General features: G+C 71.1%; 22 protein-coding genes and 1 pseudogene. 12 read left to right on the forward strand and 11 right to left on the reverse strand.

The annotated features are described in order from the left end of the window. Positions 1–17: 17 nt before the first annotated feature. The gene (locus tag LO931_RS13950) at positions 18–614 is read right to left on the reverse strand and encodes a copper resistance CopC family protein (RefSeq protein WP_229054360.1); all 597 of its coding nucleotides are present in this window, start codon (positions 612–614) and stop codon (positions 18–20) included. Positions 615–709: 95 nt separating this feature from the next. On the opposite strand from LO931_RS13950, the gene LO931_RS13955 reads away from it, so the two are divergent. Further along, entirely contained in the window at positions 710–1,342 is a 633-nt protein-coding gene (locus tag LO931_RS13955; RefSeq protein WP_229054361.1) for a superoxide dismutase, read from the forward strand. Next, complete coding sequence (locus LO931_RS13960) at positions 1,339–1,866, forward strand: flavin reductase family protein (protein ID WP_229054362.1); 528 nt, start codon at positions 1,339–1,341, stop codon at positions 1,864–1,866. The genes LO931_RS13955 and LO931_RS13960 overlap by 4 nt, the downstream gene beginning before the upstream one ends. A gap of 137 nt (positions 1,867–2,003) precedes the next feature. Here the strand turns inward: LO931_RS13960 and LO931_RS13965 are convergent, their stop codons facing one another. Further along, the gene (locus LO931_RS13965; protein ID WP_229054363.1) at positions 2,004–2,627 is read right to left on the reverse strand and encodes a PaaI family thioesterase; all 624 of its coding nucleotides are present in this window, start codon (positions 2,625–2,627) and stop codon (positions 2,004–2,006) included. Positions 2,628–2,769: 142 nt separating this feature from the next. On the opposite strand from LO931_RS13965, the gene LO931_RS13970 reads away from it, so the two are divergent. Further along, positions 2,770–4,314, forward strand: coding sequence for an AMP-binding protein (locus tag LO931_RS13970; protein ID WP_229054364.1), 1,545 nt, complete (start codon positions 2,770–2,772; stop codon positions 4,312–4,314). A 79-nt stretch (positions 4,315–4,393) separates the two neighbouring features. Here the strand turns inward: LO931_RS13970 and LO931_RS13975 are convergent, their stop codons facing one another. The 3 genes from LO931_RS13975 to LO931_RS13985 all read right to left on the reverse strand — a co-directional run bounded on the left by LO931_RS13975 (position 4,394) and on the right by LO931_RS13985 (position 9,199). After that, complete coding sequence (locus LO931_RS13975) at positions 4,394–5,236, reverse strand: adenylate/guanylate cyclase domain-containing protein (protein ID WP_229054365.1); 843 nt, start codon at positions 5,234–5,236, stop codon at positions 4,394–4,396. A 102-nt stretch (positions 5,237–5,338) separates the two neighbouring features. Further along, positions 5,339–8,092, reverse strand: coding sequence for a phosphoenolpyruvate carboxylase (gene ppc, locus LO931_RS13980; protein WP_229054366.1), 2,754 nt, complete (start codon positions 8,090–8,092; stop codon positions 5,339–5,341). Positions 8,093–8,254: 162 nt separating this feature from the next. Beyond that, positions 8,255–9,199: a hypothetical protein gene (locus LO931_RS13985; RefSeq protein WP_229054367.1), complete on the reverse strand. Its 945-nt coding sequence runs from the start codon at positions 9,197–9,199 to the stop codon at positions 8,255–8,257. Positions 9,200–9,346: 147 nt separating this feature from the next. Between LO931_RS13985 and LO931_RS13990 the strand changes: the two genes are divergently transcribed. The 3 genes from LO931_RS13990 to LO931_RS14005 all read left to right on the forward strand — a co-directional run bounded on the left by LO931_RS13990 (position 9,347) and on the right by LO931_RS14005 (position 12,354). Continuing rightward, positions 9,347–9,598, forward strand: coding sequence for a hypothetical protein (locus LO931_RS13990; RefSeq protein ID WP_229054368.1), 252 nt, complete (start codon positions 9,347–9,349; stop codon positions 9,596–9,598). Positions 9,599–9,623: 25 nt separating this feature from the next. Further along, on the forward strand, positions 9,624–12,008 hold the full coding sequence (locus LO931_RS17595; protein ID WP_304523517.1) for an AAA family ATPase: 2,385 nt from the start codon (positions 9,624–9,626) through the stop codon (positions 12,006–12,008). Between the two features lie 82 nt (positions 12,009–12,090). Beyond that, positions 12,091–12,354: a hypothetical protein gene (locus tag LO931_RS14005; RefSeq protein WP_229054369.1), complete on the forward strand. Its 264-nt coding sequence runs from the start codon at positions 12,091–12,093 to the stop codon at positions 12,352–12,354. 14 nt (positions 12,355–12,368) lie between these two features. Here LO931_RS14005 and LO931_RS14010 read toward each other — a convergent pair whose 3' ends face one another. From LO931_RS14010 to LO931_RS14035, 6 genes are all read right to left on the reverse strand, one after another. After that, positions 12,369–14,687: an AAA family ATPase gene (locus LO931_RS14010; protein WP_229054370.1), complete on the reverse strand. Its 2,319-nt coding sequence runs from the start codon at positions 14,685–14,687 to the stop codon at positions 12,369–12,371. Positions 14,688–14,826: 139 nt separating this feature from the next. After that, complete coding sequence (locus LO931_RS14015; protein ID WP_229054371.1) at positions 14,827–15,837, reverse strand: hypothetical protein; 1,011 nt, start codon at positions 15,835–15,837, stop codon at positions 14,827–14,829. Further along, positions 15,834–17,042, reverse strand: coding sequence for a CdaR family transcriptional regulator (locus tag LO931_RS14020; RefSeq protein WP_229054372.1), 1,209 nt, complete (start codon positions 17,040–17,042; stop codon positions 15,834–15,836). The genes LO931_RS14015 and LO931_RS14020 overlap by 4 nt, the downstream gene beginning before the upstream one ends. Before the next feature lie 148 nt (positions 17,043–17,190). Then, positions 17,191–18,153, reverse strand: coding sequence for a helix-turn-helix domain-containing protein (locus LO931_RS14025; RefSeq protein ID WP_229054373.1), 963 nt, complete (start codon positions 18,151–18,153; stop codon positions 17,191–17,193). Positions 18,154–18,626: 473 nt separating this feature from the next. Further along, on the reverse strand, positions 18,627–18,839 hold the full coding sequence (locus tag LO931_RS14030) for a helix-turn-helix domain-containing protein (protein ID WP_229054374.1): 213 nt from the start codon (positions 18,837–18,839) through the stop codon (positions 18,627–18,629). A 49-nt stretch (positions 18,840–18,888) separates the two neighbouring features. Further along, positions 18,889–19,194, reverse strand: a complete 306-nt coding sequence (locus LO931_RS14035) for a hypothetical protein (RefSeq protein ID WP_229054375.1) — start codon at positions 19,192–19,194, stop codon at positions 18,889–18,891. A gap of 426 nt (positions 19,195–19,620) precedes the next feature. Between LO931_RS14035 and LO931_RS14040 the strand changes: the two genes are divergently transcribed. From LO931_RS14040 to LO931_RS14065, 6 genes and pseudogenes are all read left to right on the forward strand, one after another. Further along, positions 19,621–20,334, forward strand: coding sequence for a hypothetical protein (locus tag LO931_RS14040; protein WP_229054376.1), 714 nt, complete (start codon positions 19,621–19,623; stop codon positions 20,332–20,334). A gap of 93 nt (positions 20,335–20,427) precedes the next feature. Continuing rightward, positions 20,428–21,072 (forward strand): hypothetical protein, encoded by a 645-nt coding sequence (locus tag LO931_RS14045; protein WP_229054377.1) that lies wholly within the window; start codon positions 20,428–20,430, stop codon positions 21,070–21,072. A gap of 106 nt (positions 21,073–21,178) precedes the next feature. Then, positions 21,179–21,814, forward strand: coding sequence for a hypothetical protein (locus tag LO931_RS14050; protein ID WP_229054379.1), 636 nt, complete (start codon positions 21,179–21,181; stop codon positions 21,812–21,814). Between the two features lies 1 nt (position 21,815). After that, positions 21,816–22,970, forward strand: coding sequence for a hypothetical protein (locus tag LO931_RS14055; RefSeq protein WP_229054381.1), 1,155 nt, complete (start codon positions 21,816–21,818; stop codon positions 22,968–22,970). 165 nt (positions 22,971–23,135) lie between these two features. Next, a pseudogene (locus LO931_RS14060) lies at positions 23,136–23,684 on the forward strand (ABC transporter ATP-binding protein); the annotation flags it as partial. A 486-nt stretch (positions 23,685–24,170) separates the two neighbouring features. After that, on the forward strand, positions 24,171–24,902 hold the full coding sequence (locus LO931_RS14065) for an ABC transporter permease (RefSeq protein ID WP_229055148.1): 732 nt from the start codon (positions 24,171–24,173) through the stop codon (positions 24,900–24,902).

Here is a 24,902-nt window from a genome sequence, read left to right on the forward strand (position 1 = left end):
GTCGCTGAGGGGTCGCGTCAGTCGACGTCGTCACCCGGGTCGGTCGGCCCGGCGGTGCGCCGCCGGCGGCGTGCGGCGCTGATGGCCACGGCCGTGCCCACCACGAGCACCGCGATCGCCGCGGTGATGAGCGCGACGGTGCCCGTGCTGCGGCCCTCCTCCGTGGCGGAGCCCGGAGCGGCCTCGGCGCGCTCGTCGGCGGTGTCGTCCGTGGGGACATCGCCCGGGGTGGGGCTCGCTGTGGCCGGACCGTCCCACGTGAAGCTGACGGTGCCCTCGATCGGGTGGCCGTCGGACGACGTGACCCGGTAGGACGCGGTGTACGTGCCGGGGGTCGTGGCGGCGAACTCCCGCGTCACGGTGTCGTCGACGACGATCGCCTCACCGGTCGACACGTCGGCCCCGGCCGGGTCGAGCACGGCGACGAAGGCCGCGGTCTCGAAGATCGTGTTGTTGAAGCGGAACGACGCCACCTGAGGGTCGCCGGCGCCCAGGACGGAGCCCTCCGCAGGTGACGCCTCGACCAGCGTGTCGTGCGCCGAGGCGGGCATCGGGCTGAGGACGGTGAGCAGCGCGAGGAGCGAGACCGCCATGAGTCGGAGCAGGTTCTTCACGGCGACCAGCCTACGGGGAGGTCACACCTCGGCGGCTTGACCTCAATCGCAGTTGAGGTTTTACGGTCGAGTCACATCGACGAGAGGAGACGGTCGTGACCGTCTACACCCTGCCCGAGCTGCCGTACGACTACAGCGCGCTCGACCCGCACATCAGCGGCCGCATCATGGAGCTGCACCACAGCAAGCACCACGCCGCGTACGTGACCGGAGCCAACGCTGCGCTCGAGGCGCTGGCCGACGCCCGCGCCCGTGACGACCTGGCGGACGTCAACCTGTTCGAGAAGAACCTCGCCTTCCACCTCGGCGGCCACACGAACCACACCGTCTTCTGGCATAACCTCTCGCCCGAGGGCGGAGGCGAGCCGGAGGGTGAGCTTGCGGCGGCGATCACCGAGCAGATGGGCTCGTTCGCCGCGTTCCAGAAGCACTTTGCCGCCACGGCGACCGGCATCCAGGGGTCGGGCTGGGCGGTGCTCGGCTGGGACTCGATCGGCGAGCGGCTCACGATCTTCCAGCTCTTCGACCAGCAGGCGAACGTGCCCGTGGGTGTCGTGCCCCTGCTGATGCTCGACATGTGGGAGCACGCGTTCTACCTCGACTACCTGAACGTGAAGGCCGACTACGTCGCCGCGTTCTGGAAGCTGGCGAGCTGGCAGGACGTTGCCGCCCGGTTCGACCGCGCGCGCACGCAGACCGCGGGACTCATCGTCCCGTCGAGCGCATGATCGGCGCCGGCGGCGCGCGGGCCGACGGCGCCGCGTGGCTCCGCCAGGCCTTCCGTCTCTACCCGTCCGGGGTCGCGATCGTGACGGCGGCGACCCCGGAGGGTCCTGTGGGGCTGACGGTCTCGAGCCTCGCGTCGGTCTCGGCCGAGCCGCCCGTGCTCTCGTTCTCCCTGTCGTCGGCGACGCGCTCGGCCGCGGCGCTGCTCGAGGCCTCGGAGGTGGCCGTCCACGTCCTCCCGGCCCGCCGGGCCGAGCTCGCGGCCGACTTCGCGCGGAGCGGTGCGCCGCGGTTCACGCCCGAGCAGGGGTGGCTGATGCCGGCCGGCGCCCCGCCGCGGCTCCCGGACGCCGTCGTGAGCCTGGTCGGCCCCGTCCGTGACCGGGTGCCGGTGGCCGACTCCGTGCTCGTGCTGGTCGACGTGACGTCGACCTTGATCGGCCCTCCGAGCGCTCCGCTGCTGCACCTGGACCGCGGGTTCCGCAGCGTCGGCCCGCCCGCGACGCCCGTCGCCCACGCCTCTTGACCCCAGGGCGGTGACGTAACGTCCGTTCCGTCCGCCGGGCGGTGACTTAACGTCCGTTCCGCCCGAGCAAGCGGGCGCTAGCTCACCGCTCGGGGCGGTAGATGGGCGTTATCTCACCGCCCAGGCGTGGAGAGGGGTCAGGATCCGTCGGTGCGGTGGCCGAGGCCCTGCTCGGGGCGCAGCCGGAGGAACAGGCCGTCGGCCTCCGCGCAGACGGTCGACCCGTGGCGGATCTCGCCGCGCAGGAAGATCTTCCGGTCCTCGATCCGCTCGACCCAGGCCGAGACCTGCAGCTCGGTGTCGAGCGGCGTCAGCGCCCGGAAGTCGGTACGCAGGTAGGCCGTGCGGGTGATCGCCTTGCCGGTGACCGAGGCCAGGATGCCGAGTGCCTCGTCGAACAGCAGCGTGATGGCCCCGCCGTGCGCCGCCATACCGCCACCCATGAACCAGCGACCAAACGACACGGTGCCGTCGACCCGACCGCCACCCGCCGACGTCACGCGCAGCTCCGGCAGCATCGCGTGGCCACGCACGGGCAGCGTCGGTACGCGGCCGTTGACCTGCTCGGACTCCGAGGCGGAGAGCGGCTCGAGCTTGTCGGCCCAGGCACCGAGGTCGTCCGCGAGCGCGTCGACCGTGCCGCGGTCGAAGCTCATCGACGCCACCCCGTCCTGCACCTCGCGCAGGCTCCGCACGAGACGACCCCAGGCTGCGGCGTCGTCGGGACCGAGGTTGCTGGCGAAGATCGTCTCCCAGGACATTCCCGCACCGTACCGACCCGCACGGGGCAGCCGTCCGCCGCACGGCGGCAGCCGTTCATCGCGGCACCCTCGTCGTGCAACGTCCTGGCAGCGCGAGGCACGATAGGACTGGTGTGACCCGCACCACGCATCGGAGGCAACCGTGTTCTTCCCGCTCACCGTGAGTGACTTCCTCGACCGTGCCGTCACCGTGTACCCCGACCGCGTCGCCGTGGTCGACGAGCCGACCCAGCCCGCCGAGTCGTGGGGCGAGATCACGTACGCCGAGCTCGGGCGTCGAGCGCGGTCGCAGGCGGCGACGCTCGACGAGCTGGGCGTGCCGGTCGGCGGACGCGTCGCGATCGTCTCGCACAACTCCGCGCGGATGCTCTGCTCGTTCTACGGCGTCTCCGGCTGGGGCCGCGTGCTCGTCCCGGTCAACTTCCGGCTCGCCGTGGCCGAGATCCAGTACATCGTCGAGCACTCCGGCGCCCAGGTCGTGATGGTCGACCCCGACCTGCGCCACCTCAAGGACCAGCTGGACGTCGAGCACGTCTTCGTGCTGGGCGAGGACGACGACAAGATCTGGGGCTCGACCGCCGAGCCACGCGCGTGGGAGGCCGACGGGCCCGAGAAGGAGAACGCGACCGCCACGATCAACTACACGTCCGGCACGACCGCGCGGCCCAAGGGCGTGCAGCTGACGCACCGCAACAACTGGCTCAACGCGACGGTCTTCGGCTGGCAGGCCTCGGTCTCGGACCGCGACGTCTACCTCCACACCCTGCCGATGTTCCACGCCAACGGCTGGGGCCATCCGTTCGCGGCGACCGGCATGGGTGCCACGCACGTCGTGATCCGGCAGATCGACGGCGCCGAGATCCTGCGCCGCATCGAGCGGCACGGGGTCACCTATCTCTGCGCGGCCCCGGCAGTCGTCGCCGCCGCGCTCGACGCAGCGAAGGACTGGGAGGGGACTGTCCCCGGCCGCGACCGCGTGCGCATCATCGTGGCCGGCGCGCCGCCGCCCACCCGCACCATCGAGCGGGTCCGCGAGGAGCTCGGCTGGGAGTTCATCCAGATCTACGGGCTCACCGAGACCGCCCCGCTGCTGACGATGTCGCGGATGCGCGAGGAGTGGGACGACCTCCCGGCGCCCGAGCAGGCCCGACTGCTGGGCCGCGCGGGAGCCCCCGCGGTCGGTGTGCGGGTCATGGTCGACGACTCCGGCGAGGTGCTGGCGCAGTCGAACCACAACCTCGCGTCGTACTGGGAGAACCCGGAGGCCACCGCGGAGGCGCTCGCCGGCAACTGGTTCCACACGGGCGACGGCGGCACGTTCGAGGACGGCTACGTCACGATCGCCGACCGCAAGAAGGACGTCATCATCACGGGCGGCGAGAACGTCTCCTCGATCGAGGTCGAGGACGCGCTGATGTCGCACGACGCGGTCAGGGAGGTCGCCGTCATCGGCATCCCGGACGAGAAGTGGGGCGAGCTCGTCACGGCGCTCGTCGTCCTCGACCCCGATGCCGACGCCCCCTCGGCCGAGGACCTCATCACCCACTGCCGCCAGCACCTCGCCGGGTACAAGTGCCCCAAGCGCATCGAGTTCCGCGACGAGCTCGTGCGCACCGCGACCGGCAAGCTGCAGAAGTTCAAGCTGCGCCAGGAGTTCTGGAAGGACCACGACCGCCAGATCAACTGACAGCGGCACCGGTGGTTGAGGTGCGAGGAGCTCTCGCGACGAGCCTCGAAACCTCGGTCGGCCTGCGACTCGGGATGCCTCAGCGGTCGTCGGGGGAGGGGGCGACGCGCCAGAGACGCTCGGCGACCGAGAACCCCTTGAGCTCGACCTCGCGCACGTCGTCGAAGACGAACTCGGTGGAGTCGATCAGGGCCTCGCGCAGGTCGTTGCTGACGAGCACCTCGCCGCCCTCCGCCTCGGCGGCCACCCGGGCGGCGAGGGCCACGTTGCGTCCGAAGTAGTCGCCGTCGCGCGCCACCACGGCGCCGCGGTGCACGCCGATGCGCACGCGCACCGCGTGGGTGCGGAGCCGTCCGCGGTCGGCCCCGAGCCGGGTCTGCACCTCGAGCGCGGCCCGCAGCGCGTCGGTGGGCCAGCGGAACACGACCATGAAGCCGTCGCCCTGCGTCTTGACGACCTCGCCGTGGTGCTGCTCGATCGCGGCGCGCATGACCTCGTCGTGGCGGGCCAGCACCTTCATGAAGGCGCGGTCGCCGAGGGAGACGTTGAGCTCGGTGGATCGCTCGATGTCGGAGAAGAACATCGTGACGGTGCCGTCAGGGGCCGTGGCCCGCTCGACCACGGCACGGTCCTCGCGGAGCCATTGGGTGAGGTCGTCGATCGAGCTCGCGACGAGGGCCTGCATGCCGTGGGTGCGCAGCAGGTCGGCGGTCTCGGCGACGGCCTTGACCGCGTGGGTGGCGCGGCGGATCGCCCGCGGAGGTCGGCGCCGCGAGGGTGCGGCGACGATGAGCCGCTCCTCCTCCAGCCGGGCGACCTCGAGCCGGGCGCGCCGAAGCTTCACCCGGAGCACGATCGAGGTGACCCCAAAGCCGATCGTGCCGGCCACGAAGATCGCGAGCAGCACGGCGAGCACGGTCACCCGCGCATCGTAGCCCCCCGTCCCCCTCCCCCAGATTTGCGCCGAGTTGTGCGTCAACCGTGATGCAAAGCCGCACAACTCGGCGCAAATCTGGGTACGGGGTCAGCCGGTGTTGCGCAGGCCGGCGGCGATGCCGTTGACCGTCATGAGCAGGGCCCGGCGCAGACCGTCGTCGAGCGAGTCCGGGTCCTTGCGCGAGCGGGCGAGCAGGTCGACCTGGGCGAACGACAGCGGCTGCAGGTACGCGTCGCGCACCTCGAGCGTGCGGCGCAGGGCCGGCTGGTGGTCGAGCAGCCGCTTCGAGCCGGTGACCCGCAGCACCTCCTCGACCGTCACGGCGTGCTCCGCGCGGATCACGTCGAACAGCGGCTGCAGCTCGACGGGGACCAGCTCAGAGACGTAGTGGCCGGCGATGTCGAGGTCGGTCTTGGCGAGCGTCATCTCGACGTTGGACATGAACGTCGCGAAGAAGTGCCAGTCGGCAAGCATCTCCCTGAGTCGGTCGCCGTGGCCGGCCTGTCGGGCGGCGCGCAGGCCGCTGCCGACCCCGAACCAGCCGGGCACGACCTGCCGCGACTGCGTCCACCCGAACACCCACGGGATCGCGCGCAGGGCCGTGATGTCGCCACCCTGCCCGGGCCGCTTCGAGGGCCGCGAGCCGATGTTGAGGTCGCCCAGCTGCTCGACCGGCGTGGAGTGCACGAAGTAGTCGAACAGGCTCGGGTCCTCGACGAGCCTGCGGTAGGCCGCGTACGCGGAGTCGCTGACGAGCTCCATCGTCTCGTCCCACTCGGCGAGCTGTTCCGGGCCCTGCCGCGCCTCGGTGTGCAGCGTCGAGGCCGTCAGCACAGCTGCCATCGACAGCTCGAGGTTCTCCCGGGCGAGCACCGGCAGCGCGTACTTGTCGCTGATGACCTCGCCCTGCTCGGTGAACTTGATGTCACCGGTGAGCACGCCGAACGGCTGCGCGAGGATCGCGTCGTACGTCGGTCCGCCCCCGCGGCCCACGGTGCCACCGCGGCCGTGGAACAGTCGAAGCCGCACGCCGTGGCGCGCCGCGACGTCGCGCAGCGCTCGCTGGGCCTGGTGCAGCTCCCACTGGCTCGTCGTGATGCCGCCGGCCTTGTTGGAGTCGGAGTAGCCGAGCATGACCTCCTGCACGTCGCCGCGCAGCGCGACGATCTGCCGGTAGCTCGGGTCGCTCAGCAGCTCGTCGAGCACGGTGCCGGCGCGGCGGATCTCCTCGATCGTCTCCAGCAGGGGAGCGAAGTCGAGCCGGGAGAACGGCTCGGCGCCGTGCAGCTCGACCAGGCCGGCCTCGCGCGCCAGCACGACGAGGGCGAGCAGGTCGTCGGAGCCGGTCGTCATCGAGACGATGTAGGTCTCCACGACCTCAGGGCCATAGGTCGCGTGCAGCTCGCGCACGACCTCCAGCACGCCGTAGGTCCGGGCACCGTCCTCGTCGAGCACGGGCGGCTGCGGGCTGAGCGGGCGGCGCGAGGCCAGCTCGGTCGAGAGCAGGGACCGCCGGGCCGCGCGGTCGAGGTCCGCGTACGGCCCGGGCTGCTCGCCCACGCGGTCGACGAGCTGGCCGACGGCGTGGTGGTGGGCGTCGGCGTGCTCACGGATGTCGAGGCTCGCCAGGTGGATGCCGACGAGCGAGGCGGTGCGGATCGTGTCAGCCAGCATCCGGTCGGCGACGATCTCGCCACCGTGCGCGCGCAGCGACGCGTCGATCAGGGCGAGGTCGGCCAGCAGCTCCTCGCGTCCAGCGTAGTCGTGGCCCGGGACGTGCGCCTGCCCGGAGACGATCCGCTGCGCGGTGTGCTCGACCTTCAGCCGCATGCACGACAGCTTGAGGCGGTACGGCTCGGCGGCGTTGACCGTCAGGACACGCGGGTCGAGGTCCGGCAGCGCCTCACGATCGGCCTCCAGCGACGCGGCGAGCTCGTCACTCACGCCCACGAGGTCGGCCGAGGTCGACAGCTCACGGATCACGACGTCGAGGCTCGCGAGCACCAGGCGGGTGGCGACGCGGTTCTGCAGGCGCAGCACCTCGCGCGTCACCTCGGGCGTGACGTTCGGGTTGCCGTCACGGTCGCCGCCGATCCACGAGCCGAACGTGAGCGGCCGCGACGTCGCCGACGGACGCACGCCGTGGTCGCCGAGGCTGTCGGCGAGGTCCGCCGAGAGCGACGGCATCGTCTCGGTGAGGATGTCGCCGAGGTAGTAGACGGCGTGACGGGCCTCGTCGAGCGGTGTCGGCTTGCTGCGGCGCACCGGGTCGGTCTGCCAGACCAGGTCGATGAGCTGCGAGAGGTTCGCGTCCTGGCGGCGTCGCAGGGGACCCTCGTCGACGGTCGGCTCGGCGAGGATGTCGGCGATGCGGCGCAGCTTGGTCAGGGTCGAGCGGCGGCTGACCTCGGTGGGGTGCGCCGTGAAGACCGTGCGCACGTTGAGCGCCGCAACGGCCTCGGCGAGCGCCTCCGGCCCCTGCTGGTCGACGATGTCGGCGATGGCCGTGTCGAGCCAGCCCTCCCCGTAGGGGCGAGCGTCGACCTCTCTCATGCGCGCGACCTGCTCGGCCATGTTGGCGAGGTTGAAGTAGACGCTGAACGCCCGCACGAGCGCGGCGACGGTGTGGGCCGGCTGCTCGTCCAGCAGCGTGCTGACCTCCGCGCGCGCTGCGGCGCGGTCGCCCGCCTCGCCGGACTCGGTGCTGGTGCCGGCCAGCTCGCGCACGCGCTCCACGAGCTCGAGCAGCTCGGGCCCCTCCTGGCGGACGAGCGTCTCGCCCAGCAGGTCGGCGACCCGGCGCACGTCGTGGTGCAGCTGGTCCTCGGTCGAGTCGTTCAACGGGGCCTCCGGAGCATGATCGGGAACCGGCGCCGTTGCCGTGCCCCCACCCTATGACCCCGCGGCCCGCCCGCACCCCGTCCCGTGGTCGAGGTTCCTCTTTCGAGGCTCGTTCCTCGCACCTCAAGGGGCGGGGCCGGTCCCGGCGGACGGGGCGGGGCGTCAGGGGTGGCGGGTGAGGGCGTCGTGCAGGGCGGGGAGGTTCGAGGTGCCGTCGACCTCGAGCTCGGTCAGCCCGCGGCGCGTGCGACGCATCGTGTGCACGAGGTCGCGTCCACGGAACGTCAGAGCGGCGACGAGGCGCGAGGCGTGCCCGCCCGGCTCGCCGTCGACGCGGACGCCGGGCCCGGCCGGAACCCGCCAGCGGGTGCCCGACTCGGCGCTGTCCGCCGTCACCCGGCACTGGATCGCGTAGCCGCGCACGATGATCGACTCCTGCGTGAGCCCCAGGTGCACGAGCCGCGCCCCGTGGGCGAGGTGGAGCTGGGCCTGCACGAGGTCGAGGTTCGTGACCTCCTCGGTCGCGGTGTGACCCAGCTGCAGTCCCGGGAGCACGGCGGTGATCGCGTAGGTCTCGTCGACCACCTCGAACCGCACGGTGACCGCGCCGGTGAGTCCGACCAGCTCGACGAGCCGCACGGCGTCGCGGCACAGGCCGTTGCGGACGGCGGTCGCGAGGCGCGGTGCCGGGGCCATGATCACGGAGTCGTCGCCACCGGTGAGCTCTCGCTCGCGCAGGTGGACGACCTCGCCGGTGTGGTCGGCGAGCAGCTGCACGTCGATGCGCCGTCCGTCCGTGGCCTCCGCCACCGGGAGCCCCGCAGCGCGCGCGATGCCACCCCAGCGCTCGGGGTCGACGACGGTCGCGAGCGCAGTGACCGAGGCGCCGACGAGCTGGAGCCCGGCCGGGGCGCAGCCGCGCGCGATGGTCAGCTGGGTCGCGGCGTCGGCGTCGAGCAGGTGCAGGGCATCCGCCCCGGCGTCGACGGCCTCGCCGATCGGGTCCACCGCCGACACGAAGGTGGTCACGACGCCGAGCTCGTGGGCGGCACCGGCGACGCGTCGCGTCAGGGGGCCGGCGTCGACCACGGCGAGAGAGGTGAACATCGTCCCGACGCTAGGCCGGACCGATGTCCGTCAGATGACGCGCGAGCAAACGTCGACGGCACGTCGGCCGTCCACAGGCCGCGATCGGGTCGTGGCGAGGTGTCATGGGTCCTTGGCAGCCTGTCGCTCACCACCGACACTGAAAGGGTGATCACGTTGACCGAGGCCCAGACATGGACGGCGATCGTGGGCATGCTGACCGCGATCATCTCGATGATGAGCATCGTGACGTTCAACTTCAACCGCATCCTCCGTGCCGAGATCGGCTCGGTCCGCACCGAGGTCGGTGCGGTCCGCACCGAGATGCGTAGCGGGTTCAAGCGCCTCGACGAACGTCTCGACCACCTCGACCGCGACGTCCAGGCGCTCACGCGCCACGTGTTCGGCCGACCGGAGTAGTCGGGCCCCTCGGTAGGTTGCCCGCATGCCGTTGACGATCACCGACGAGATCCGCACCGCGCTCTCGCTCATCGAGTCCGGCAGCCACCTCTTCCTCACCGGCAAGGCCGGCACGGGCAAGTCGACCCTGGTGCGCCACTTCCTCGACACGACCGAGCGGCGAGTGGTCGTCGCGGCACCGACGGGCATCGCCGCGCTCAACGTCGACGGCTTCACGATCCACCGCCTGTTCGGCTTCCAGACCACGACCCACCTGGCGGACGTTCGCTCGGGCAGCTACCGTCCCGGCCGGTTCACCAAGACGCTCCGGTCGCTGCAGACGCTCGTGATCGACGAGGCGTCGATGGTGCGCGCCGACGTGCTCGACATGGTCGCGGCCGCGCTCGAGCGCTTCGGTCCCCGACCGGGCGAGCCGTTCGGCGGCGTGCAGGTCGTGCTCGTGGGCGACCTGCTGCAGCTGCCGCCGGTCGTCGACGAGGGCTCGGCGGCCTACTTCGAGTCGCACTACGAGACGCCCTACTTCTTCTCGGCGCACTCCTTCGACCGCGAACGCTTCCCGACCGTCGCGCTCACGACGGTCTTCCGCCAGCTGGGCGACGACCGGCTGACGTCGCTGCTCAATGCCGTGCGCGACGGGGTGCTGCTCGAGGCGGCGCAGGCCGAGCTGAACGCCCGCGTCGATCCCGACTTCGAACCGCCGGAGGACGAGCTGTGGCTGACGCTGGCGCCCTCCAACACGATCGTCAGCGCCCGCAACCGGCAGCGCCTCGAGCGACTCCCGAGCCCGCAGCACGAGCTGGTGGCGACGACGTCCGGTGACGTCTCGGCCTTCGATCCGCCGACCGACGCCGTGCTCCGGTTCAAGGTCGGCGCGCAGATCATGATGCTCACGAACGACGTCGCCGACCGGTGGGTCAACGGCACGCTCGCCCGCATCGTCGACGTCACCGTCCCCGATGCCGACGGCGACGAGATCGAGGTGGAGGTCGAGCTCGCGGACGGTTCGCGGGTGGCCTTCGGGCCCCACCGATGGGAGGTCACGCAGCCGGTCGTCGACGGTGGGTCGCTGCGCCGCGAGGTCGTCGGCACGTACACGCAGCTGCCGTTCAAGCTGGCCTGGGCCATCACGATCCACAAGAGCCAGGGGCAGACCCTCGACCGCCTCGTCGTCGACCTCACGGGCGGCGTGTTCGCCACGGGCCAGGTCTACGTCGCGCTGAGCCGCGCCACCTCGATGGCGGGTCTGGTGCTGAAGCGGGCCGTCGAGCCGCGCCATCTGCGCACCGACCGTCGCATCCTGCGCTTCCTCCAGGAGTCCTCGGCGCGCACGGAGGCGCAGCGGCACGGCGCGCTCGGGGTCACCTTCGTGGGTGACGAGGGCACGTTCTCCCGACCGCGTCCGGTCGAGATCGCCGTCGCCTTCGACGACGGCACGGCCGTCAGCACGCTCGTGAACCCGGAGCGCGACCTCGGCGAGGCTCGCGTGGCGCTGGGCATCACCGCCGACGACGTCCTGCTGGCGCCGACGCTGCCGGAGGCCTGGGCGGTGCTCGCGCCCCTGCTGGCCGGCGTGGTGCCGGTCGGGGTCGGCGTCGACGACGTCCTGGGCAAGGTCGACTTCGAGCTCAAGCGCCTGCGCCACGTGGCCGCGGTGCCGCTCGGCGTGGAGATCGGGTTCCACCGGCTCACCCCGGCCGAGCGGGCGGGCCATGCCGCGCCGACCGCCCTGCAGCGGGCACGCGCGGCCCTCGCGGCCTTCGAGCGACTGCGTGACGAGCTCGCGCCCGGCACGCCCTTCCCCGTGCCGGAGGGAGAGGACGAGCCCACCTACCTGCTCACCCGCGACCCGGACGCCGCCGGTCCCGTGGCCGACCGCCACCCCACGCTGGCCGCGATCGTCGACGCGAGCTCGACGATGAGTCGGCTCCTCCTGGGCGACGTGGCGACGGCGACGACGACGCCGGGCGGCACCGCACCCTCGCCGGTCGTGGCGGCCGCGGTGTCCAGCCGGCTCGTGAACGTCGCCACGAAGGCGGCGCGTCTCTCGCCCACGCTGGTCGAGCGCCTGCAGCTCGTCGAGCAGCATCTCGGCACCGCGTTCGTCGACGACGTCCTGCGTGCGCTCAACGCCGACGTCCTCGGGGTGGACGAGCTGTTCGTCCCCGGTGCGCGGGTCTGCTTCACCGGCACCGCGATGTCGCCGTCCGGACGCGTCCACGGCCGCGACGAGATGAACGCCCTGGCGACGTCCCTCGGGCTCACCCCGGTCGCCAACGTCACCAAGACCCGGTGCGACCTGCTGGTCGTCGCCGAGATCGGTACTCAGTCGGGCAAGGCCCGCAAGGCCCGCGACTACGGCAAGCCCGTCGTGACCGCGGAGGAGTTCTTCGCCTGGGCTGGAGTCGCCTGAGCGGCTGTGGACGAGCTCCGGCGAGCGCGCGCTGACCCTGCCAGAGTGACCGGATCGGTGACACGATGGAGGGGTGGGCGAGATGACCGAACCGCAGGTGTGGACGCTGATCGGCGTGCTCGCGTCGGCCTTCTTCGCGATGTTCGCGACGATGTCCGGCTGGTTCGTCCGCGTGCTCCGCGCCGAGGTCGGAGGCCTGCGTGCCGAGATGAACGCGAAGTTCGAGCGGGTTGACGCTCAATTCGAGCGGGTCGACGCCCAGTTCGAGCGGGTCGACGTCAAGCTCCAGCACCTCGACCGCGACGTCCAGGCCATCGCGCGCCGCGTGTTCCCCGAGCACGACTGACCGTCCCGCAGGCCTCAGGGGCTGGAGGTGGAGGGTGCGCCCGTCACGATGTCGAGTGCGTCCGAGGCGAACTGTCGGATGGTCGCGGCCGGTGGCATCGTCGCGGCGCTGAAGTCGGGCTTGGTGTCGTGGTGGAACAGGTTGGCAAACGTCGCGATGCGGCGCAGCTCGGCGACCAGGCCGGTCGCATGACTCAGGCGTGACGAGTGCTCGGCGTCCTCGATCTGGGTGATGGCCTTTCCGAGCATGACGTCAGACGTGATCATGCCGGGGAAGCGTCGATGCAGGTAGCCCTCGAGCAGGGGCCGGATGGCCTGTCCCGCTGCGAGGCGCTCGCTCTCGGACGGGTGGCTGCAGAATCGATCGACGGTCCGGAAGTTCTGCATGTAGGTCGACTCGCACACGCGGTCGAGGTCGGTGGCCACGAAGGTCGTGTAGTCGTCGCCGCTGATCCCGAGTGCCGCGACGGTCGGCGGGTGGTCGCGGTCCCGCTTGGTGAGGGAGGTCCGCAGGTCCCGGAGCAGGTGCGCATCGTGTGACATCACGATCAGCTGCCCGACCGAGGCCGAGAGCTCGTCGATCGCCATGATCGTCGTCTCACGGCGGCCGCGGTCGAGGCTGCACACCGGGTCGTCGAAGACGACGACCTTGCTCGCCGCTGCTGGATCGGCCTGGATCGACGCGAGGAAGAACGCCAGCGCCAGCGTGCGCTTGTCCCCGTCGCTCAGGGCGATGTCGAACGACAGGCCCTCGTCCTTGTCGTTGGGCTTGATGCGGCGGCCGCGCAGCTCGAGCACGTACTCGGTCTGACCGAGGCGCCCGCCGACCCAGGTCGTCGGCATGTCGGGGATGCGGAACCGCGCGCCGAGCTGGGCGAGCAGGACGTTGGTCGCGTCCCGGTACGCCGCCAACGTGCTCGACATGGCCGCCGCGAGCTCCTGGCGTGCCTCCTTCTTCTGGTCTCCGGCCTCGGCCAGCGCTGTGGTCGCCGTCTCGAGCTGCCGGACGATCTCGCGGACGGGTTCCCGATGCCTGGCCCTGGTCAGCCTGAGTCGGTCGAGCAACAACTGGCACGACTCCGTCGTGACGTCGCCCAGCTCCTCCTGGTACCGACGGATCTCGGCCACGTTCGCGTCGATGTGCGCATTGACCGAGCGGACCATCTGGAGGATCGAGGTCCTCGCCCGGGTCGCTGCAGCGCGCCGTTCCGGCTCGTCGATCGAGGACCCGAGTGCAGACCGCTTGGCGGCCACCAGGGCCCGCACCTGCTCGCGCGCCTCGTCGACGTGTTGGGCGAGGGCGGCCTCGTCGAGCTCCAGCTCCGGGAGGTGGACGTGCTCGTTCCACGACGTGAAGGTGGCGCGCTGGGTCTCGACGTGCGTCACGACCGCGGCGACTGCGGCGGCGGAGAGCGCGGCCTCGAGCTCGCCCGCCACGGTGGACAGCTCGTCGGCCAGCGCCGCGTAGGCGTCGTCGAAGTACTCCCGATAGGCCTGCAGCAGGGGCAGGTCGACCGTGGGCTGAGCGCAGAACGGACACGTCTCGTCGTGCTGGAGTGCGAGCCCTCGCCGGACCCACGCCTCGGCGCCCTCGTCGTCGAGGCGGCGCAGGTGCGCGTCGACCATGACGGCAGAGGCGGCGTGGTCGTGGAGCATCGCGAGGTCGCGATCGAGCACGCCGAAGAGACGGTCGAGGTCGAGCGTGGGTTCGGGGATTGCCTCACCGACCGGGCGGCGCAGGATCTCGGCCTTGCGCCGAGCATGCGTGAGGCGTTCCTCGGCCTTGGCGATCTTGGCATCGATGTCGGCATCGTGGTCCAGGGCCACGAGGTCAGGCACGCTCATCGTGCCCGCGTGCTGCTTCAGTGCTGTTGTGGCCGTGTCTCGCGCTGCCTTCGCCGTGCTCTCGTCGGTGTTGGCGGAGTCGAGCCGGCCCTGCGCGGCGACGGCGGCGGCGCCGAGCGCGAACTGCAGGAGGTTGCGGCGGTGATCGGCGGTCACGAGCCCGCCGGAGTGCACCGTGCTCCGCACGAAAGCCGTGTCGAACACAAGGATCTCGGGACGGGTCTCCGACCACGCGCCGTCCTCGAAGGTGACGTGGTTGCTCTGGTCGAGCTCGAGCTCGATGACCTGCGAGCCGTTCGCGTCGATCGTCGTGCGGCGCTGCACCGGGTCGGGGTCGCCGGACGCGACCGATCGCAGGATGGTGCACAGGGTCGACTTGCCGCGGCCGTTGTCGGCGTACAGCAGGGCGGTGCGGCCCAGGGGATGCCGACTCCACCGGGCGTCGGCGAACAGTCCGACGTTCTGGATCGAGACGAACTTCTTCAGCACGGGTGGCTCGCTTTCCGGCCGCGCTGATCGCCGCCACCGCCGCAGGCTGTCAATCCGTCACGGGCCGATCAAGACCTCGACGGCCGAAGGCCCGAACTCAGCCGAAAACTTGTCATGCGCGTGACAAGTTTTCGCTGCGTCAGGTCCAGCGGGCCAGGGGGAGCATCAGGGCCGCGGGGAGCGCGAGGACGCTGGCAACCGCGGCGAACACCTCGGGCGAGCCGGGCGGGGCGAGCAGGAGGGAGCCTGTTCCCGCCGCCGCGACCACCAGCACGCCGAGGCGCATCGCGCGGAGCCGAGGTCGGGCGCCGCGGAGGAGCCGCAGGACCGCTGCGACGTGGTGGATCGCCACGTCCTCCATCGCGACACCGGCCGATCGGGTGGGGAGGCGGTCGCTCACGGCGGCACCGGCGGCGCTGCGAAGGTCGAGAGCCGTGGACGACCTCGCCACGACGACGGGGTCGGTGCCGTCCTCGAGCGTCGGGCCGTCGCGCACGACCGTCGCGCAGGGCACGGCCGCAGACAGATGTCGTACGGCAGCGTCGCTCGGTGCGACGAGCACGACCCGCCAGCCGTCGGCCACGAGCGACGCCACGGCTCCCGGCGCCTGGTCGCGCACGGGGTCGGCAACCGTGAGGCTGCCGAGCGCGCGGCCGTCGACCTCGACGGCGACGACCTGGTGCCAGCCGTCGTCCGGCGGTCGGTCGAGCCCGATCCACTCCGAGGCTCCGACACGTACCGGGTGGCGGTCGACCCTCCCTGCCGTGCCGAGACCGGGAACGTGCTTCACCTCCGTGGCTCCGCCACGGGCGGACAACCGTGAGATCGCCCGGGCCACGGGGTCGTCGGCGCCGTGCTGCAGCGCGCCGGCGAACCAGCGGAGGCTGCGGTCGTGCTCGGGGTCGATCGGTTCGACCCCGACGACGCGGAGCTCGCCGACCGTGATCGAGCCGACCGGGTCGACCACGAGGGTGTCGCTGCGAGCGAACGCATCGAGAGCGCCGCGGCCCACGAGCCGCGTCCGGGAGTCGCCCGAGCGGCGGTGGATGGACGCGTGCAGGATCGGCCGGGCCGACCACCACGCGATCGCCGCCGCGACGACGATCGCTGCCGCGGCCAGCACGCTGGTCAGGCTCAGGAGGCCCGTCATGCCTGCTCCGACGTCTGGAACCGCTCGAAGTCGCTCTGGTCGCCGGCCTTCCACAGCGGCACGCTCGCCTTGAGCACCATCGTGATCTGGACGGTGAACTCGGGCTCGCGCAGCGCGTCGCCGAACAGCTCGTTGATGCGCTTCCAGCGGTACCGCACCGTCTGCGGGTGCACCCCGAGGTGGGCGGCGATCGCGGGCGCGCTGTCGCGGGTCTCGAGCCACACGAGCAGGGTCTCGGAGAGGATCTCGCGGGAGTTGGGCGACTCGGCGAGCAGGGGGCGCAGCTGCTCCTGCACGAGGGTCTGCCGCAGGGAGGGCTCGGCGTGCAGCCAGATCTGGGTGAGGTGCTCCGCCGTGTCGACCACGCGGGAGTCCGCGACGATGCCGCGCTGCACGAGCTGCAGCACGCGACGGCTCCAGCGTGCGGCAGCGGGGATGCCGGCGGGTGTGGCTGCCGTGGCCAGGCCGATGCGTCCGGTGCCCGCAGCGCGGACGGCGTCGACGACCTCGCTCCGCAGGCGGGCGTCGGCCAGGACCACCAAGCGGTCACCGTCGCGCACGACCAAGGTGTCGCGCCCGAGCGCCGTCAGGTCGGGGCGTTCGTCGTCGGGCAGCTCCACGACCGCGACGAGGACGGACTGCGGCACGAGCCAGGCCTCGCGGTCTGCCGCGGTCGGCGACACCCCGGTCAGCAGGGCTTCGGCCAGTCGCGCCCGGGCCCGCGTCCCGTCGTGGTCGCGCTGCTGCACTCCCTCGGCGTGGCCGGCGTCGGCCTCGGCCACGAGGTGGTCGGCGAAGGCGATGACCGTGTCGGCGAGGTCCTGGCGCACGGGTCGCGCCGGCTGGCCGTCGGGCTGGAGACGGTGCAGGAACCGCCACGAGCACGAGACCGCGATCTGCACGGCGGCCCGCAGGTCCGACATCGAGTGTCCGGCGCGCGCCTCTGATCGACCGAGGGCGTGGAACAGCTCCTCGACGCCACGATCGGGGTGCGGAGAGGCATCGAGCGCGTCGAGGAAGCGGTGGAGAGCGGTGCTCACCGCCTCGTCGAGCACGCGCCGGATCGTCGTGAGGGCGTACCGGGGGATCTGGGCGCGCACCTCGCGCGTGATCGTCACCGCGACCTCCGGGACCTGCCTCCGGACGGCGCGAGCACGCTCGGCGGCGCGGTCGGGCGGCTCCCCGGGCGGCGGAGTCGACGTCATCGCCGCCCGCGCCAGCTCGTGCCACTGACCATGCCCTGACCCCCATCCGGACGGCGCGCCGCGGCTCACATCATCTGCCCGAGGAGCGGGCACTCCGCAACGACCCGAGCGCGCCTCGAGGGTCGTGGGAGGCGTCGTTCTGCCGTGCTCAGTCGAGCTCGCGGCGCCAGCGGGGCATGGCCGACTCGAGCGCCGTCAGCAGGGCGGCCGCCTGCTTGGGGTCGTCGAGGCGGTCGCGGAACATGAAGCGCAGCTTCCGCAGCCGTCCGTAGGCCGTCTGGTGGTGCACGCCGAGCCGGTCGGCCAGCGCGGCTGCGCTGTCGCCGGTCTGCAGCCACACCATCATCGTCTCGCCGAGGATCGCGCGTCGCTTGGCCGTCTCCAGCGTCAGGGGCGCGAGCATCTCGTGGTCGATGCGTTCGCGGAGCACGGGGTCGGCGTGCAGGCTCAGGTCGAGCTGGTGCTGGTCGACGTGCACAACACCGTCGGCGGGCACGGGGATCTTCTCGTCGAGGGCGAGCCGCAGGAGCCGCAGGGCCCAGCGCGACGCGTGGTGGGCGTCGGCGGTGGTGACGCGGCCACTGACGGCGACGACGGCGCCGCCGCTGCCGAGTGCCGCAGCGACGTGCGCCGCCACCTCGGGTTCCGCGGCGACGAGGAGGTGGCGTCCGTCGGTCCCCGACAACGCCATCGGGTGGGCCTGGGCGATCGCCCGCGCCCGCTCCGTCGGCAGGGAGACCGCCACCACCAGCTGCTCGGGAATCGGCCATGCCGCGGCGCGGGACAGAAGGGCCAGCCGCCTCGGCGACTCCCCACCGACGACGGCCGTGAGCAGGGCCGGGCGTGGATCGGGGTGCCTCGGTCGGTCGCCGGCGGAGAACCCCAGGCTGGCCTGCTGCAGCAGCTGCTCCTGGAAGGCGAGGAGCGTCTGGGCCAGCTGACCGACGACGTCCTGGCCCAGGTCGAGCTCTGTGGCGGCGTCGCGGAACTCCGTCCACGCCTCCTGGGTCGCGATCTGGTGTGCGGCCCGCATGGCGTCGAGGTCGTGCCCGGCCCGCGCCTCGAGGAGGCCGAGGTCGCGGAAGAGGGCGGCCGCGTCGTGCCCGCGCACGGGGCGCCGGCGAGCGCGTCGGCGAACAGCTCGACGGCTCGGGAGATGGCGAGGGACACCGCCTCGTGCTGGGAGGGGCCGGAGAAGGCGACGACCTCGGCCCGTACTCGCGTCGCGATGCGATCACCGAGCTGCGGCGCCCTGCGGCGCGCCACCGCCACGGCGGCCTCGTCGAGACGGGGGAGGTCGGCGAGCGAAGCCACCAGGGCGCGCGACGGGTCGCGGCCCGCTGTGCGCCCCGGCCATCGGCGCTGCCCTCGTGTCCGGTCCTCTGCGTCGAACAGCACGGTCATGTCGAACCTCCCCCGGATCGTGCTGGGTCGGTCGTGTCCGGCCGGCCCATCCCTCGGGGTCAGTCAACGGTCGCGCGGTCGTCGAGGTCGATACCCGACGCCACATCGGGCCGAAATTGGGTCAGAACTTGTGACCCGCATGACAACTTTTCGCGAGCTGCCAGGTGACTCGGTCGCGTGTCAGTCCTGGAGGAGGCTGAGCGGAGGGACGCCGAGCAGGCGCGCGAGCTGCTCGACGGAGGCCAACGAGAGGTTACGCTCGCCGCGCTCGATCGAGCCCAGGTACGTGCGGTGGAATCCGAGCTCTGCGGCCAACGCCTCCTGGCTGAGGCCGAGCTTGAGCCGGTGCTCGCGCACCTTGCGGCCGAGGGTGATCTGCAGCTGGGACGTCACGCCAGCACTCTGGACTTCCGCTACGCATAGGTCTACAGACTGATGAGTATCACGACTCGTCGACCTCGAGCAGGGCCCGAGCGACGCGGCGCGCGCTCTCGGGGCTCAGGTGGAGGTGCTGGCCGTCGCGCGAGGCCCCGCCGATGAACACCCACGCCTCGGTCGCGCCGACGGCACGCGTGATCGTGACGTACAGCTCGGCGCCCGGGTCGGCAGGCGTCGTGACGGAGACCGCCGTGGCGGCGCTCTCGTGCACCCGGTCGTCGGGCAGGTCGGTCTCGTGGTGCGTGACTCGACACCACGTCGGGCACGGTTCCCGCAGCCAGGAGGGGCGGGGCGAGTCGTCAGCGTTCATGGGTCCTCGGGTCGTGCGGTGTTCTGAGTGACGGTAGGTCCGCCCCCGGACAGCCCTCGTCGAGCGCGTCAGTGCCTGTGGACGGAGCAACGGCGCGGCGCCGGCCCGCCGGTTCGGGCGTCCGACGGGCCGGTCCGGCCGGGGTGGCGCTCGCGCCCCCACCGGCCACTGCCGACGAACCGCTCCGTCATGACGGTCGAGCGACGATACTGATAAGTAGCACAATGCGATCGACTCGGCGTGGGTGAAGCCCGGAACGCCAGGAACTTGTCACCCGACTGACAACTTTTCGACCCATTCGGGCGCTTCGAGCCTCGGGTCCTTGCGACGTGGTGAGTGGCGGCGGCTCAATGACGGCGTCGGCACGTCCTGTGGTCTGACTCACAGCCGACCGACGTCCTTCCGTCACCCACCCAGGAGCTTCCCGTGAAGACACGCACCTCCACCCGACGCGGCTCGCGGCTCGTCGCCGCAGCGGTCGCGGCACTGACCATGGCCCTCCTGGCGCCGACCTCGCCGGTCCACGCCGAGGAGCCGAACCCGACGTTCTCGCTCACCTACGACGCCTCCGGCAGCACCACGATCGGCGCCAAGGTCAACGCCTCGATGCCCGTCGGGCCCACCACCCTGACGGCGACTCTCGACCTCGCCGACCAGCGCATTGCGGGTGGAGACCTCGCGATCCCCAGCCAGGTGCTGGACTTCAGCATCTTCGGCATCCCGACGCGCGCGACCGTGACGATGACCCAGGTCGGCGAGGTCACCGGAACGCTGGAGGAGACCGCGAAGCGTGGTGACCTCGTCCTGACCGCGAACGTCGACTACGACATCAAGATCAGCAACCTGCAGGCCCGCGTGTTCGGCATCTGGTGGCCGCTGGCGGTCGGCAGCAACTGCCACACGGTCAAACCGGTCGACGTCACCGTGAAGTCGCCCGCCGGGGAGTACTTCCGCACCCTGCGAGGCGGGAAGGTGGCCGGCAGCTACACGATCGGCAGCTTCACGGGCTGCGCGCCGCTGAACTTCCTCAGCATCCCGTTCTTCTTCCCAACCTTCGGGTCGGTGCCGATCAACTCGATCGTGCCGGGCAGCAACAACACGCTCGAGCTCCAGATCTCCAACCCACGCCCCAGTGCGTGAGGGAGGTGCGCCGTTCGGGGGCGCACGCACGACGCCGGGCTCGGCCACGTGCCCGGTGGTTCCACCCCAACCCACAGTGAAGGAACTTCCGTCATGAAGATCATGAACAGACGAGTGCTCGGCGGTCTCGTCGCCGCCGCAGCCACCACGGCCACCGTGCTGGCCATGTCCGGGCCGGCCCAGGCCACCAACCCCTACACGCCGGGCGGAGGCCCGGCTGCGGACTTCCGTGCCACCAACCTGACGTTCACCGACGTCGACGCGGGAGCCACGCTCGAGTGCGAGCAGGTCAACCTCGGCGGCTCCATCGTCAACCCGGGCTCGTCGCGGGCGCACTCGGCAGTGGCCGGTGAGCTCGACGACATCGAGGCGGTCAACTGCAACAACGACTACTTCGGCGCGACCAGCATCAACCTCACCGGCACCTGGGACTTCTTCGTGACGGGCGACCCGACTGGTGGCCTGTGGCCCGTCGAGCTGCGCGACGTCTCGGCCAACGTGGCCGCCGTCGGGTGCTCGTTCACGGCGAAGGGACCCGGCGGTACCAGCGGCACGATCTCGGGCACCTTCAACCCGGTGACGCAGAAGTTCGCCGTGACTGGCGACAACCTCGAGGTCAACAGCGCGGTCGGAAGCTGCTGGATCATCGGTGTCGGCAACGGCAACGACGTGGAGGTCGCGGGCACGTGGACCAACGTGCCGCCGGCAGGCAACTCGCCGTTCAGCCTGACGCACTGATCGGACATTGCTCCGCGTCTGTCCCGGTGTCGCCGGCGACACCGGGACAGACGCGGTCGGTCCCGCGACTCCAACCTCGATCCCCTCGACCCTCCAGAGGAGCACCATGAACCCGTTCGCAACTCGCCCCATCCGGGCCATGTTGGCGGTTGCCCTGGCCGCCGCAACGCTGCTTGGGACCACCCAGGCGGCCCAGGCGGCTGACCCCTACACGCCGAGCGGCGGCCCGGAGATCGATCTCGTCGCCGAGGGGGAGGTCGTCGTCACGGACCTGGACGCCGAAGCGACGTCGGAGTGTACGGCGCTGCCCATCGCGGGGGCGCTGGAGGACGCCGGCGTCCCGCGTCCTCACTCAGAGCATGCAGGAACGCTCGACGACTTCAGCGGCGATCTCTGCTCCCATGACTACTTCGGTCTCACCGCCATCGACTTCGGTGGTGCGTGGGACCTGGTCGTGACCGGCGACCCGGTGGGACCGGTCTGGCCGGTCGAGGTGCGCGGGGTGAGTGCATCGGTGGCCTGGGTCGGCTGCAACTACAAGCTCGTGGGACCTGGACCCGGCGGCACGATCTCGGGTCACTTCAACACGGCCACGCAACAGTTCACATCGACTGGCGCCGATCTTCAGGTGCAAGGCGTGAGGGGATCGTGCTTCATCATCGGCATTGCTGACGGCAACCGGGTGACGATCGAAGGCACGTGGACCAATGTTGCCGCCGCTCCGCTCGAGCTGAGTCACTGAGATGCGCGGACGTCTCGAGCGGCCGGTCCTCCTCGCAGTTCTGATCCTGGTCGGGGCGGTAGCCCTGCCGGGGAACGCAGCGCCGGTCGAGCCAGATGCACCCGCACCGGGAGTCGTTGAGCCCGGCGCGCAGGAGCTCGCCGCAGCAGGCACACCAGGTCGCGAGGATCTTCCCGAGCAGCCGATCTCGACCCGCTACGGCATCGCGACGGCGACCCAGAACGCGGTCGCGAGGACCGCGAAGATGTCGCTCACGATCGGCCCGGAGTCGCCGCTCTGGACCATGATCTTCTTCCCGCTGTTCTCGCACCCAGTGGAGAACCCCACGACAGGTGGCACGGTCGTACGGGTGCCCTATCCGTTCTTCCAGCCGCCCTGTGCCGTCAACGAAGCCACTCGCAAGCAGGCCAACTACTTCCGGGGTGCGATCTACCCGATGCGGCCCATCGCGGGGGGCGGCGGTGCAGTGGGCGTTCTGGCCGAGATGTCCGTCAATCTGGTCGCCTTCGGGTCCATCCCGGCGTCGGCCACGGTCACCATGACGATGGCCCGCGAGAACGGCGAGGTCGTGCCGCTCATCACCCATCAGTGGAACGCCATCAACGCCGGCAGGTTTGGTGGGTGCGATACCACGTACCGTGCGCCATCCACGGCGATGGTGGAAGGTCCCGTCGAGCTCAGCATCAGCGACCTGGTCATCGACGGAGTGCCGGTAGACGTCGGTGAATCCTGTTCGACGGTCGAGCCCGTTCAGCTGCAAATGTTCAACGAGGACGACTACAGCCCGACCCAAGGCGGCTCCCTTTCGGCGAGGGATGGTCTGCGCAACGGGACGCTCTTTCCGCTCAACTCGCCGTTCTACTTCAAGGACAACGGGAGGGAGATCCCGTCATCAACGGGGATCGACATTCCCGCGTTCACGGGGTGTCGAGGCGGCGGGGACGACCTGAGCCAGATCGTGACGTCGTTGGCCTCGGGCCCGAACAATCCTGTCCGTGTCCGGCAGGGGCATCTGGTCATCCGTGCGTCGATCGACGTGGCACTGGCCAATCTGGCCGGATGCACGGACGACCCCGACGAGACCCATATTCTCTGCCCCCTCCCGGCTCCGGCGACTCCGCCCATGCCGCCGCTGCCGGACGGTGAGGGGCCGTAGGGCTCGGGCGTCCCGAGCAGAACTTGTCAGTCGGGTGACAAGTTCTCGTCCGTCTGGGCGGGAGTGCTACTTATCCGTAGCGAAGTGACGGAACCCACACCTAGCATCGCGCCGGATGCACCGCAGACGGCGACAGCCGGAACACGAGGATCGGGGAGAGATCGCATGGGCGGAACGGTCGAGGTCGAGGGCCTCAGCAAGACGTACGGCAGCCAGAACATCTGGCACGACGTGACGCTGACGCTGCCGGCGGGCGAGATCACCGCCTTGCTGGGGCCGTCGGGCACGGGCAAGTCGGTGTTCCTGAAGTCGGTCATGGGGCTCGTGCAGCCGGAGGCCGGCTCGATCCTCATCGACGGGACGGACATGGTGCGCGCCACCGAGGCGATGCGGCTCGAGATGCGCAAGCGCTTCGGCGTGCTGTTCCAGGACGGCGCGCTGTTCGGCTCGATGAACGTCTACGACAACGTCGCCTTCCCGCTGCGCGAGCACACGAGGAAGAGCGAGTCCGACATCCGCTCCATCGTGATGGAGAAGCTCGACATGGTGGGCCTGGTCGGCCAGGAGCACAAGGTGCCCGGCGAGATCTCCGGCGGCATGAAGAAGCGCGCGGGCCTGGCCCGCTCGCTCGTGACCGATCCCGAGATCATCCTGATCGACGAGCCCGACTCCGGCCTCGACCCGGTGCGCACGTCGAACCTCGCCCAGCTGCTGGTGGAGGTCAACGCCGCGACCGACGCCACGATGCTCGTCGTCACCCACAACATCGAGCTCGCGCGCACGATGCCCGACAACCTCGGCATGCTCTACCGCCGCGAGCTCGTGATGTTCGGCCCGCGCGAGGAGTTCCTGCTGACCGACCACCCCGTCGTCAGCCAGTTCATGAGCGGCGACCCCGAGGGCCCGATCGGCATGAGCGAGGAGGTCGACCACCGGCGTGACGAGCCCGTCGACCTCGGGCCCACCTACCCCGGCGGCACCTCGGTGCTCACCCGGCACTCGGGTGCGCGACCCGTCGAGGTGCTGCCGCGCCAGCTGACGCCGAAGTCGGGCCGGCCACGCCCGGCGGCCGACCGCCACCGCGAGCGCGTCTCGAGCGGAGCGGCCCAGCTGTACGTCGCGCCCGACGACGAGTCCGACCGAGCGCGGTCCCTCCCGCACAGGAACGTCGTCACCCGGGCCCTCACCGCGGTCGGCGACCTGTTCGCCCTCGCCCTCGACACCCTCCGCTCCACCTTCCGCCGACCGTTCGCCGTGCGCGAGCTGGTCGAGCAGTTCTGGTTCGTCGTCAGCGTCTCGTGGATCCCGGCGATGCTCGTCGCGATCCCGTTCGGCGCGGTCATCGCGCTGCAGCTCGGCACCCTCACCGTGCAGGTCGGGGCGCAGTCGTTCACCGGCGCGGCCAGCGTGCTGGCGGTCGTGCAGCAGGCCGCCCCCATCGTCACGACGCTCGTGATCGCTGGGGCCGGAGGCGCAGCCATCTGCGCCGACCTCGGCTCGCGCCGCATCAAGGACGAGATCGACGCGATGCGGGTCATGGGCATCGACCCCGTGCGCCGCCTCGTCGTCCCGCGCGTGATCGCCTGCGTGCTCGCCGCGGTGCTGCTGAACGGCCTCGTCTCGGTGGTCGGCGTGATCGGCGGCTACTTCTTCAACGTCGTCGTGCAGGGCGGCACGCCTGGCGCGTACCTCGCCTCGTTCACCGCCCTCGCGCAGATCTCGGACCTGTGGGTCGGCGAGATCAAGGCCGTGGTCTTCGGCTTCGTCGCCGGGGTCGTGGCTTGCTACCGCGGTCTCAACACCGCACCTGGGCCCAAGGGGGTGGGCGACGCCGTCAACCAGTCGGTCGTCGTGACCTTCCTGATGCTCTTCTTCGTCAACTTCGTGATCACCACGCTGTACCTCCAGCTGGTGCCGGGCAAGGGAGCCTGA

Source organism: Aeromicrobium sp. Leaf350, from assembly GCF_916858655.1.
Taxonomy (GTDB): Bacteria; Actinomycetota; Actinomycetes; order Propionibacteriales; family Nocardioidaceae; genus Aeromicrobium.

What these genes read in the sequence shown, in the direction of transcription:
- LO931_RS13960 (WP_229054362.1), top strand. Translation starts at nt 1,339, where the DNA reads ATGATCGGCGCCGGCGGCGCGCGGGCCGACGGCGCCGCGTGGCTCCGC.
- LO931_RS13965 (WP_229054363.1), bottom strand. Translation starts at nt 2,627, where the DNA reads ATGTCCTGGGAGACGATCTTCGCCAGCAACCTCGGTCCCGACGACGCC.
- LO931_RS13985 (WP_229054367.1), bottom strand. Translation starts at nt 9,199, where the DNA reads ATGTTCACCTCTCTCGCCGTGGTCGACGCCGGCCCCCTGACGCGACGC.
- LO931_RS17595 (WP_304523517.1), top strand. Translation starts at nt 9,624, where the DNA reads ATGCCGTTGACGATCACCGACGAGATCCGCACCGCGCTCTCGCTCATC.
- LO931_RS14005 (WP_229054369.1), top strand. Translation starts at nt 12,091, where the DNA reads ATGACCGAACCGCAGGTGTGGACGCTGATCGGCGTGCTCGCGTCGGCC.
- LO931_RS14015 (WP_229054371.1), bottom strand. Translation starts at nt 15,837, where the DNA reads ATGACGGGCCTCCTGAGCCTGACCAGCGTGCTGGCCGCGGCAGCGATC.
- LO931_RS14020 (WP_229054372.1), bottom strand. Translation starts at nt 17,042, where the DNA reads ATGACGTCGACTCCGCCGCCCGGGGAGCCGCCCGACCGCGCCGCCGAG.
- LO931_RS14035 (WP_229054375.1), bottom strand. Translation starts at nt 19,194, where the DNA reads ATGAACGCTGACGACTCGCCCCGCCCCTCCTGGCTGCGGGAACCGTGC.
- LO931_RS14045 (WP_229054377.1), top strand. Translation starts at nt 20,428, where the DNA reads ATGAAGATCATGAACAGACGAGTGCTCGGCGGTCTCGTCGCCGCCGCA.
- LO931_RS14050 (WP_229054379.1), top strand. Translation starts at nt 21,179, where the DNA reads ATGAACCCGTTCGCAACTCGCCCCATCCGGGCCATGTTGGCGGTTGCC.
- LO931_RS14055 (WP_229054381.1), top strand. Translation starts at nt 21,816, where the DNA reads ATGCGCGGACGTCTCGAGCGGCCGGTCCTCCTCGCAGTTCTGATCCTG.